The 11032-nt window shown below is 62.2% G+C and carries 8 protein-coding genes and 1 pseudogene; 3 read left to right on the top strand and 6 right to left on the bottom strand.

What is annotated here, in order from left to right; all coding sequences use genetic code 11:
- The first annotated feature begins 18 nt into the window (after positions 1 to 18).
- Positions 19 to 1104: an ABC transporter substrate-binding protein gene (locus ACFWUR_RS01235; protein ID WP_378899995.1), complete on the top strand. Its 1086-nt coding sequence runs from the start codon at positions 19 to 21 to the stop codon at positions 1102 to 1104.
- A gap of 89 nt (positions 1105 to 1193) precedes the next feature.
- Positions 1194 to 2083 (top strand): annotated as a pseudogene (locus tag ACFWUR_RS01230) (dioxygenase).
- A 211-nt stretch (positions 2084 to 2294) separates the two neighbouring features.
- On the opposite strand, the gene ACFWUR_RS01225 reads toward ACFWUR_RS01230, so the two are convergent.
- From ACFWUR_RS01225 to ACFWUR_RS01215, 3 genes are all read right to left on the bottom strand, one after another.
- Positions 2295 to 3773, bottom strand: coding sequence for an N-6 DNA methylase (locus tag ACFWUR_RS01225; RefSeq protein ID WP_378899992.1), 1479 nt, complete (start codon positions 3771 to 3773; stop codon positions 2295 to 2297).
- Between the two features lie 112 nt (positions 3774 to 3885).
- Entirely contained in the window at positions 3886 to 4593 is a 708-nt protein-coding gene (locus ACFWUR_RS01220) for a hypothetical protein (RefSeq protein WP_378899989.1), read from the bottom strand.
- Positions 4590 to 6152 (bottom strand): pyridoxal phosphate-dependent decarboxylase family protein, encoded by a 1563-nt coding sequence (locus ACFWUR_RS01215; protein ID WP_378899986.1) that lies wholly within the window; start codon positions 6150 to 6152, stop codon positions 4590 to 4592. The genes ACFWUR_RS01220 and ACFWUR_RS01215 overlap by 4 nt, the downstream gene beginning before the upstream one ends.
- A gap of 137 nt (positions 6153 to 6289) precedes the next feature.
- Here ACFWUR_RS01215 and metG point away from each other — a divergent pair, with 137 nt between their 5' ends.
- The gene (gene metG / locus ACFWUR_RS01210; protein WP_378899983.1) at positions 6290 to 8008 is read left to right on the top strand and encodes a methionine--tRNA ligase; all 1719 of its coding nucleotides are present in this window, start codon (positions 6290 to 6292) and stop codon (positions 8006 to 8008) included.
- Here metG and ACFWUR_RS01205 read toward each other — a convergent pair.
- From ACFWUR_RS01205 to ACFWUR_RS01195, 3 genes are read right to left on the bottom strand one after another with little or no spacing between them, the layout of a single operon-like run.
- Positions 7891 to 9435, bottom strand: coding sequence for a multiprotein-bridging factor 1 family protein (locus ACFWUR_RS01205; protein ID WP_378899980.1), 1545 nt, complete (start codon positions 9433 to 9435; stop codon positions 7891 to 7893). The genes metG and ACFWUR_RS01205 overlap by 118 nt on opposite strands.
- Positions 9436 to 9477: 42 nt before the next feature.
- On the bottom strand, positions 9478 to 9936 hold the full coding sequence (locus ACFWUR_RS01200; protein ID WP_378899977.1) for a PPC domain-containing DNA-binding protein: 459 nt from the start codon (positions 9934 to 9936) through the stop codon (positions 9478 to 9480).
- The gene (locus ACFWUR_RS01195; protein WP_378899974.1) at positions 9923 to 10978 is read right to left on the bottom strand and encodes an asparaginase; all 1056 of its coding nucleotides are present in this window, start codon (positions 10976 to 10978) and stop codon (positions 9923 to 9925) included. The genes ACFWUR_RS01200 and ACFWUR_RS01195 overlap by 14 nt, the downstream gene beginning before the upstream one ends.
- Positions 10979 to 11032 lie beyond the last annotated feature (54 nt).

Genomic DNA, 11032 nt, shown 5'->3' with positions numbered 1-11032 from the left:
CGCAGTACCCTCGTGCGCATGCCGGTGAGCGCCCGAGACCGCACCCGATTCCGTCGCACCGCCGAGGCTGTCCGCTCGCGCGGCGTCGTCGCGGCTACCGCGTTGCTGTGCGCCGCGGTGCTCACCGCGGGTTGCGCGGACAAGCACGACGACGCGAGCACGATCATCCGCACCACCACGAATATCGCGGGTGCGGGTGTGGTCGGCACCGATCGCGACACCGCCACCGCGTGCCCGTCGCCGAGCGCGCCCGACTCGGGCTCCGGCGCGACCCGCACGGTCACCCACACCGCCGGGGTCTCCCAGGTTCCCGCCGACCCGCAACGCATCGTCGTCCTCACCACCTCCGCACTCGACGCGGCGTGCGCGCTCGGCCTGTGGGAGCGGGTCGCGGGCGCGGTCACCCTCGACGGTGATCGTGCGCAGCCGATGTACCTGGGCTACGGCGTGGTGAAGGTGCCGAGTATCGGCCCGATCGGTCAGCCCGATCCGGCACGGATCGCCGAGCTGAAGCCCGACCTGATCCTCGGCGACGTCGCCCCCGCCGCCGGCGGATACGAGGCACTGAGCAAGATCGCCCCCACCGTCCTGATCGGCGCGGGCGGCAGCTGGCAGTCCGATTTCGCCGCCTACTCCGCGGGCATGAACCGCGACGACGCCGCCGACACCGCCCTGCGCAACTACCTCACCGAGGCCCACGACCTCGGCCCCGCGCTGAACGCGAGCCAATCCCAGGCCTCGGTGCTGCGCTTCACCGCCGACACCATCCAGGTCCAAGGTTCCGAAACCTTCGCGGCCCAGGTCCTCGCCGACGTCGGTGTACAACGCCCCACCGCCCAGCGCGGTCCGTCCTTCGACATCACCGAAGCCGATCTCGCCACCAAAGCCGAGGGCGACGTCATCTACGTGATGTTCGACGGCCCCGACGGCGAGGAGCACGGCAAACAGGTCCTGCGCTCGGAGCAGTTCGAAGAACTGGGCGCCGCCACCGACCGCCGCGTGTTCGCCGTCGACGACAAGATCTGGCACACCACCGGTCTCACCGCCGCGCGGGCCGTCCTCACCGATCTGCGCAACAGCCTCAACGGCTACGTCACCGACTGACTCCCAGCCGACTCCCAGCGTGTTCGCAGTCGCGGCGCAGTCCAGCTCCTTAACGTGGTCGTCAACTAGACGGCAGCGAAGGAGCAGCGATGGGCGAGCACGATCTAGGACTGGGACACGATCTTCGAGTGATGTCACGGCGACGAGCGCTGAGTTTCCTCGGCGTCGCCGGAGTCGCGGCAGCGGCGGCGGGCTGCGCGACATCGACCGACAGCACCGGCTCCGGCACCGCCGCTGCCACCACCTCCGCGTCAACGGAAACGCCCGCCGCGGCGCCGCAGGAGACCGCCGGCCCCTACCCGGGTGACGGTTCCAACGGACCCAATGTGCTGATCGAGTCCGGCGTGGTGCGCTCCGACATCACCACCAGCTTCGGCGCGTATTCCGGTACCGCACAGGGCGTTCCGATGACGCTCACGCTGAACCTGCGCGACCTCGTCGAGAACGCGGCAGGCACCGGCATGGCGGTCTACGTGTGGCAGTGCGACCGCGAGGGCCGCTACTCCCTCTACACCGACGGCGCCACCGAACAGAACTACCTGCGCGGCGTCCAAGTGGCCGACGACAACGGCATCGTCCGCTTCACCTCGATCTTCCCCGCCTGCTACGCCGGTCGCTGGCCCCACATCCACTTCGAGGTCTACGACTCCCTGTCCACCGCCGTCGCGGGCGACAACGCCCGCCTCACCTCCCAGATCGCTCTCCCCCAAGACGCGTGCACCACCGTCTTCGACGCCGACCCCGGCTACACGAACAGCACCCGCAACCTGTCCGAGGTGACCCTGTCCTCCGACAACGTCTTCGGCGACGGCTGGGACGCCGAACTGGCCACAGTCACCGGCACCCCCACCACCGGCATGTCCGTCTCCCTCACCGTCGGCGTAGCAGCGAAATCTGGAACACCCAGTCCGACAACGGTGCACCCCCCTCAGGCGGAGCGCCAGGCGGCACACCTCCCGGCGGCCCCCCACCCCGCTGATCCGTTGTCGCCGTACGACGACAACAGCAAGTGTCGTCGTACGGCGACAACCCCTTCGTTCAAGTCAGCGCCGGGATGGCTCATCCTCGCTCATCGCGATCAGCCGGACAATCTCTCCACAATCGACAAACTTCCGCCGGTCATGAGCAGGACGAACAGCACCAGATCCCCACAGCCTGTGTGCACAGCGCGTTCGCCGGATATAGGTCGGTTACCCGACGTCGACGACCCCAGCCTGTTCCAACGCCGCTGCGACCGCCTCGAACTCAACGAGAGCGGCCGTCAAATCTTCGACGATCTCCCGGGCGATGATCTCCGGTGCGGGCAGATTCTCGGTGTCCTCCAGCGAATCGTCGCGCAGCCAGGTGATATCGAGGTTGGTCTTGTCTCGGGCGATCAACTCATCGTAGGTGAACGACGACCACCGCTCGGACTCGAACGTCACGCGATCGGACTGGTAGGCAGCCACGAACTCGTCGAGGTGCGCGCGCCGAAGCGGGTTCTGCTTGAGCGTGAAGTGCTGGTTGGTTCGCAGGTCGTACACCCACAGGCGTTTGGTCCAGTTCTGTTCCGCCGCAGGCTTTTTATCAAAGAACAGGACATTTGCCTTGACACCGTTGGCGTAGAAGATCCCGGTGGGCAGTCGAAGCATGGTGTGGAGGTCATAGTCGTTGAGGAGCTTCCGACGCAGCGTCTCGCCCGCCCCACCTTCGAACAACACATTGTCCGGAAGAACCACTGCCGCACGACCATTGATATCGAGAATGGTCATGATGTGCTGCAGGAAGTTCAGCTGCTTGTTACTGGTGGTGACGACAAAGTCCTGGCGTGCGATTTCGCGGTCTTCTCGAACCTCGCGACCGTCGTCGGCGACCATTGTCAGCGACGATTTGCGACCGAACGGCGGGTTGGACAGCACGACGCTCCATCGCTGCCCAGGGTCGGCAAGCAGCGCGTCACGCACATCGATCAGCGAATCGCCCGTCGGTGTTCCGATGCCGTGCAGCAGAAGATTCATGGCAGCTAGCCGAGCAGTACCGTCGACCAACTCGAAGCCTGATGCGAATTTGTCCTGTAGATGACGGCGCTGGGCCGGCGTCAGGTTCTCCGCACCCTTGGCTGCATGGTCGTGAGCGACGAGAAGGAAACCGCCGGTGCCACAGGCCGGATCGACCACGGTGTCCGAGGGCTTCGGATCGATCACATCGACGATGCCGGTGATCAGGTCACGCGGGGTGAAGTACTGGCCGGCGCCAGACCCCTTGTCGGATGCCCCCTTGGACAGCAGTTGCTCGTAGGCATCACCCTTGATATCTGTCCCCGAGGCCGACCAGTTCTCCTTGTCGATCAGGTCCGAGATCAGACGCTTCAGCTTCGCCGGATCCTGAATCCTGTTCTGCGACTTACGGAAAATCGTGCCCAACGTTCCCGGCTGCGCCGCCAAGCCAGTCAGGATCTTGGTGTATTCGAGTTCGAGCTCAATACCTTCGGCATCCAACAGCCGTTGCCACGAGTACTGCTCGGGCACCACTTGCTGCGGGTTCAGCTTCCGTACCGACCGCTCGTGGGCCATCTTGAGAAACAGCAGGTAGGTGAGCTGCTCTGTGTACTCGATGACGCCGACACCGTCATCCCGAAGGACGTTGCAATAGGACCACAGTTTGTCTACGAGGCGCCGGGAGTCAGTCACGGTGATCAGTCTTCCATGTGGTCCGGTCCGACCGTCACGAAGAGCGCCGCGGCGCCGTTTGCCCGCAAGGAACGCAGCTCCAATGCTGTTGACGAGCGCCCGCACAGCCTGTTCACAGTGCGACGTCCGAAGTAGCCGAACGGAACTTTCGATCGAAGCGACTGGTGTGCAAGACGTACTCCGCGAATCCAGACAGATGACGCCTCGTTGCGGGATCAGGATCGAATCCGAGCCAGTCGGCCGCGAGAATACCTCCCTTCTCCCCGGTGATGTAGTCGACGACAGCTTCCACATCTGGATCCGCGTCGGCTGATCTGACATCGTCGAACGCCGCACGTACGAGCCCCGCTCCGGCGCGGGCACGTAGCGAATCCAGCCGCAGCGGATCCTCGCTCCATCCGAGGGTCCGCTGGGCCAGCACACCCGTGACAAGCAGCCTGCTGCGCATATAATCGGACGACAAAAAGCAGGGGTCCCCACGCCGGACGGTCGTCAGTCTCGGCGATCCCGCGAATACGTCGCAGGTACTCGCCGCGCTCAACTCTTCCCAATCGACCAATAGCTTGTTGGCATAGGGGACCTCTTCGTCGAGAGGCAACCCATGGCAGTGGCTGAAGGCGATCAGCACTGAGGTCAACTCCGCGAGTGCGCGGGGGGTGTTGTCGCCGATAAACAAGACGTCGAGGTCGGACGTCGGTTTCTGTTGCATTCGACCGAACGAGCCGTACACGATGACAGCACGTGGTACCTGCGGCGGTAGAACGGAAAGCGCAGCATTGCGCATTGCGTCGAGCGCGAGGCCAGATGACAAGGTCCTCACGCCAGTTGCTCCTCGAAGACATAGCCAGCGGCAGTGTCGAGTATCGCTGCCAGATGGTGGTCGTTGATCAACCCGTTGCCTGACATGAAGCGGAGAACGGGGTGGCGATGCTCGCGTCCGAGCCCGAGACGGTTCTCCGAATCGGGCACCACAAAACTGTGCAAATAGATCGTGCCATCGGCCAGCATGGACGCGTAGGCCTGAACCGTCAGGGCGGCAGACTCTTTCGCAGTGGCCGGATCGAACGGCAGCACGGCGTTCGGTGGCACAACGGTGAAGGCGACCGAGTTTATACTTACGCTGTTGAGCCGGACGAACATCGGATGCTGGTCGACCAAGGCTGCAAACCGATGGGCGACATCGATTCGGGTTTCGACCATCTGACCAACCCCGTCGATTCCAAGGGCCTTGATCAGCATCCAGGTCCGCAGGCTCTGGAACGATCGACTGCCGGTAGCCGGTGTGACCTGACCGAACGACCGCGCCTGGCGCAGGATCAGCTCGGATTCGGTTGCGACCAGTCCAGCGTCGGCCGGATTACGCAGTAGAAGAAAAGAATTCGTGTAGGGCACGCTGAGAACTTTGTGAGGGTCGAGCATCACCGAGTCGTACCGTTGCAACCCCTCAAGGCGATGACTGTATCGGCGGGTGAACAGCAGGCTGGTTCCGTGACACCCGTCGCAATGCAGCCACGCATCGGGGTAGTGGCTGCGTACTACATCGGCGAATCCGATGAGCCGTTCAATGGTCATAGTGCGGCTGTCTCCGGCATAGCAGACTGCCATGATGACCTGCTGACCACGCCTGGCCGCATCAGCGAGCCGCTGGTCGAGTTCGGCCAGATCGTAACGGAAGTCCGAAGTCGGACAGTACAGGGCTGCGGTACTACCCATTCCTGCCCACGCGGCCGACGCGGCTACCGTGTAATGGCCGATCCCTTCGGGCAACACGATGACGGGACACGCATCAGCGGGAATACCCGTTTCGCGGCTGCCAGGGTATGCGCGTTCTCGTGCCATCAAGACGGCAGCGAAGTTGGCACCGGTCCCACCTGTCGTCGGGATGCCGCCGACCTGCAGCGCAGTATCGGGAGGGTCCGAAACGACTTCGTATCCAACCAGCGCCCGCAGCCACCGGACCAAGGCGATCTCCATTTCAGTTGCGCCGCGCGAGCAGAAGTCGGCGTTGATCAGATTCACATCGATCAACTCACCGAGCACCGCACCGGCCACGGCAGCGATGTTGTTTCCTGCATCAGGGAAGCCTGCGAACATCGGCGAAGCGAAGTTCGGCATCGTCGGCAGGTATCGCTGATCGAGGTCGTCCAGCAATGTCAAGAGGTCGAGCCCCGCCGATGGCATCGGCTCGACCGCAATCCCATCGAGCACTGCCGCGTCGCGAGGAGCCAGAAACCTCGAGCGGTATTTGAACGCCAGTCCCACCTCGATTACCTTGCCGAGTAGGTCTCGCGCGGAGTCGTAGTCCAGGCCACCTGGTCCGAGGAAGTTGTTGGCCGCCAACGCCGATCGGTCATAGTCGAGGTCAGATATCACAGTCATGATTCGAGTAGGCCACCGCCGCAGCATGAAGAGAAGACACTGCATGCGGACAGACGATCTGTCCGCAAGGGGCCTCCACAGCGGCAGGTAGAGTCGGCACTCCAGCAGACCATCACCGAGCCGAGGGGAATGCCCCGATGACAAGGCATCTCATCACCAGCGCCCTGCCCTACATCAATGGAATCAAGCACCTCGGCAACCTGGTCGGGTCGATGCTCCCGGCAGACGTCTATGCGAGATATATGCGGGCTCGCGGGCATGAGGTCCTCTTCATCTGCGCGACTGACGAACACGGCACACCCGCCGAACTGGCAGCCGCGGAGGCAAAGCTGGGGGTAGCGGACTACTGCGCTCAGGCGCACGACACTCAGAAGAAGATCTACGACGGCTTCGGTCTGTCGTTCGACTATTTCGGTCGTACGTCGTCGGCCCAAAACATCGAGATTACTCAACACTTCGCCCGACGGTTGCACGAAAATGGCTTCATCGAGTCCCGAACCGTCCGTCAAGTTTATTCGATCGACGATGGACGGTTTCTTCCTGACCGCTATGTCACAGGGACATGCCCACATTGCGGGTACGACCGCGCCCGCGGCGATCAGTGCGAGAATTGCACACGGTTGCTCGATCCTACTGATTTGGTCGAACCACGTTCTGCGATCAGCGGATCAACCGACCTTGAGGTCCGCGAAACCAGCCATCTGTTTCTATTGCAGTCCAAACTGCAGTACGAAGTAGGAGAGTGGATCGACAGCGTGAGCGGTGAGTGGCCGCACCTCGCGACTTCGATTGCGCGTAAGTGGCTGGCCGAAGGCCTTCAGGATCGCGCCATCACGCGAGACCTCAACTGGGGTATCCCTATTCCTGCCGATACGTGGCCGGAACTCGCTGCCGACGGGAAGGTGTTCTACGTATGGTTCGATGCCCCAATCGGATATCTGGCGGCTACCAAGGAGTGGTCTGACGCTGACTCGTCGCGCCCGGACTGGAAGTCGTGGTGGTACGACACCGACGATGTCCGCTACACCCAGTTCATGGGCAAAGACAACGTTCCATTCCACACCGTCATGTTTCCCGCAACCGAATTCGGTGTCCGCGAACCATGGAAGACAGTCGACTTCGTAAAATCGTTCAGTTGGCTAAACTACTACGGCGGAAAATTCTCCACATCCCAGCATCGTGGCATATTCACCAATGACGCTCTCGACATGCTGCCCGCGGACTATTGGCGATACTTTATGATCGCGAATGCGCCAGAATCGGACGATGTAAGTTTCACTTGGGAACTTTTCGCCGCCCAGGTCAACAAGGACCTCGCTGACGTTCTCGGAAATTTCGTGAACCGGGTTCTCACTTTCAGTGCCAAGCGGTTCGGTAACGAGGTTCCCGCAGGCCACCCTGCCGGTCAAGCAGAACAAGATCTCGGCCGCCAAATGTCGACGTTGCTGGGCGAATATGAACGCCACCTCGACGCGATCGAATTGCGAAAGGCGGTCGCTGCGCTTCGGTCAATGTGGAGTGTCGGAAACGAGTACATCAATGACAAGGCGCCGTGGTCGCAGATCAAAACCGACCCTGAGGCCGCCGCGCTGACCCTACGAACAGCGGCCAACCTGATCTACCTGTTCGCGCTGATCAGCGAACCGTTGATACCGGACACCGCACACACGCTCCGTGGACTCTGGCATGGCATCCGACCGGAGTTCCCCGACACGTACTGGCCTAGTCCGGAGCAGGTTCAATCGTTGGATTGGCTGCCGACTGGAACTACATTCGCGGTCCCCCCTGTACTGTTCGCAAAGATTTCCGACGACGACGTTGCCGCGTGGCGGGACCGCTTCGGGGACAGCGACTGAAAATCCCCGCGTCCGGCCGCCAAGAAAGAACACGCACGCTCAACCCCGTCCAAGGACAGCAACCGACTCCGCGGTCGCACGAATCCGGCCACACCGACTGCCGCGAAGCCTCGGCAGCGGGTCCGGAACCATGGCCAGTCGATACCAAGGTATTCGGCCAACGTTCGTAGCCGATCGTGCGGTTCGCCAACGCCGAGGAGGTCGTTGTCGACAGAATGCCCTATCGCCGAAGCGAACTCGCGAATTGCAGGTGGGTCGCGACAGACATCGACCTGCCAGATTCGATCGGTGTTGACCCAATTGGCGAGTATCGCGCACCCACCGCCGTCGAGAACAAATCCGGGAACTGATGCGAGGTCATCATCGACCGAGATCACGACCTGAATGCCGAACGATTCCATCAACGATACGGAAAGCAGGAGCAGGATTCGGTCCGGAAGCTCGAGGCCCGCGACATAGTCCGTGGGCAAGCAGAAGGTTCGCTTGGACCGAATCGAGCCTGTCGCCATACGGGCTGTGCGTTGCAGATAGTCAAGCTTGTGGCGAAAGAGCAGCCAACCGCAGGCGGCCTCGCCACTTCGTTCTGCCGTCCAGTACTGCGGTGTAGCAGAGAATGATTCAGTGTTGCCGAGAATGTGCCGAGCGCAATATGAGGAGCCCAACCACATCAGCGAAACCCGTGAGAGGTCGTGGCTGTAGCTCCGGCCGAGTGCCTCACCGGCATGTGCTCCCGCTTCGAGTTCGGCAGCAGACTCCGCCAGCGAAGCGTCGTCGTCGAGTAGCGCGTCGTCGAGGTTTGTCACCGCCCACAGCAGTCCCATCGCGAAGTCGTCGAGTTCGTATGCTTGCGGGAGGTGGACGGCATCATTCGGGATGGACGCTGATCTCAAGCGGTCGGTCGCGAGGGCAAAGAATTGTGTCCGGTCGCCCCGTTCAACTACACCGACGACCAGTCCACGACTTCGCCTCCGAGCGACAAACGCACGCTGCGGGTCGGTGGCCACGAGTTCTATTCGTCCCTCGCGCTCCTGTCCCCGACAGAACAGAGCTGTTGTGGCAGCCCCTTGAAAGTACTGTCCGGCGGGGGTACTGATGTCGAGCTCACTTGCCTGGCGGTCGAGCTTGTGCGCCCACCGGACAGAGGACAGCGGAGACTTCGCCGCACCTGCTGCTGGGCCGCGCATCGGCAGGGACAAGCGGATGAGGTTCCCCTGGGCATCGAGAATCTCATCGAGTCGCCTCACCAGGTCGTCCGACGGCGTTCGCTCAGCCTTCTCGATCTTGCCGAGGAGGTCTCCACTGACGTGAACCGATACCCCCAGGGCAGCCAGCGACCATCCTCGGTCGGTACGAGCCCTGCGCAACTCTGCACCGAAGCGCGCAGCCGAGGACACGGACGGGTCAAGCGTTTTCGGAGTTTGCCCCACGACCCAGTATTGTCCGCTACCGGCGGGGGAATCATCTACAGATTATCGAAAGCGCAGCAGGGGAACGTCGTACAGGTCAGGATTCGCGACACGATGCATCTCTGGCCCGACCACCTCTACTACATGCATCTCGGTCAGGAACTGCACCCGTGCACCTAGCAGGTGGCTTGTATACCCTGCGGCAGCCTGCTCTTTGAGCCCTATCGCAACGTGGATGTGGGGCTTGACCTCGCCTCCATCCGGATCCCATGCCAGAGTGCCGCCGCCGAATGCTTCGACGTTGCGCAGATGGACTTTCGACCACACCGGCGCATTCGGGTCTTCCAGTCGATCGCACGTGCCGACCAGCTCCACCTCGGCGAAGCCGGCGATAAACGAGGGGATATACCCAGCACGCACATCGTTTTGCCGACAGAACTCCCCCAGGGCTTCGTAGAAGTCGTCCCCATGATCGAAAACCACACCGAAGCTCCGGCCGATCACCAGTTCACGAGCGCGCATCATCCTCCTCGTCAAGAGCTCTTGCCCAGGGCCACTTCGCATTTCCGTCGCCACCGGCGACGGCAAACGCCTGGCGGATCGTATCGATGTCCACTCCGCTACTCAAAGCCGAGGAGAGCAAGATCCTGGCTTTGAGCGGGTTCAAGAATCCTGCTGGTATCAGACCGCGTGAGATCAGATCACGCTCGGAGCCCGGGAAGCCGTACGTCGAACGGAGAACGGGCCCAGATCCGGTTCGAGAGCTCAGAACGACCGGCACCTCGGCGGCGAGCTCAGCCAAAGCGTCGACCATGACAGCAGGTACGTGCCCGACGCCCATTGCGGCCACCACCAATCCATCGATCTGCGATGCCATCGCGCGCAGGAGGTAGACACCGTCACCGAGTGCCGCGGTAAAGATCGGAACACGTTGTACACCAATCAGTTTCGTCGGAACGGTACCTGGCCGACGAACCGTGTTGACGAGACGCGGCTTTCCCTCCACGACATAACCAAGTGGACCACCGTCTAGCGACCCAAACGTGCCGGTACTCGTGCTGTGTTGCTTTCGAACGCGACTGGCGGCGTGAATCTGGTCGTCCAGCACAACGAGGCATCCAAGACCTCGCGCAACCTGGTCGGCCGCAAGATTGATCGCGGCCAGGAGGTTCGCCGGCCCGTCAGCACCCGCCATCGTCGGATTCCGCATCGCGCCGGTGACGACGACCGGGTGGTCGAGGGCATGAAGGAGGTCGATGAGGTAGGACGTCTCCTCAATCGTGTCTGTGCCTTGCGTCACGACAAACCCCGTGGCCGACTCGGCTCGAAGGACCATCACGGCACAGAGTTCCTGGATGTCGTGGAAGGTAAGCGACGCACCCGGAAGTTGCCGGAACTGAACAACTTCCACGTCTATCCCGGATTCGGCCAACCCCGGAACGGCCGCGACAAGTGCATCCGCCGTCAGGCTCGGGGCAACACCGCCTGATGGTGCTGTCGACATCGCGATAGTCCCGCCTAGACCGAATATGACTACTCGCCCAGCGGAGTACTCAGCGACCACGCAACCCACCTTTGCTAGAACGATGTTGGTTCACAGGCCAATCCAGGTCATGCT

Origin of the sequence: Nocardia sp. NPDC058633 (genome assembly GCF_042717045.1) — a bacterium.
Classification (GTDB): Bacteria; Actinomycetota; Actinomycetes; order Mycobacteriales; family Mycobacteriaceae; genus Nocardia.
The sequence above is the reverse complement of the archived record's forward strand: the minus strand, read 5'-3'. Positions and strand labels throughout refer to the sequence as shown.

What these genes read in the sequence shown, in the direction of transcription:
- ACFWUR_RS01235 (WP_378899995.1), top strand. Translation starts at nt 19, where the DNA reads ATGCCGGTGAGCGCCCGAGACCGCACCCGATTCCGTCGCACCGCCGAG.
- ACFWUR_RS01215 (WP_378899986.1), bottom strand. Translation starts at nt 6,152, where the DNA reads ATGACTGTGATATCTGACCTCGACTATGACCGATCGGCGTTGGCGGCC.
- metG (WP_378899983.1), top strand. Translation starts at nt 6,290, where the DNA reads ATGACAAGGCATCTCATCACCAGCGCCCTGCCCTACATCAATGGAATC.
- ACFWUR_RS01200 (WP_378899977.1), bottom strand. Translation starts at nt 9,936, where the DNA reads ATGCGCGCTCGTGAACTGGTGATCGGCCGGAGCTTCGGTGTGGTTTTC.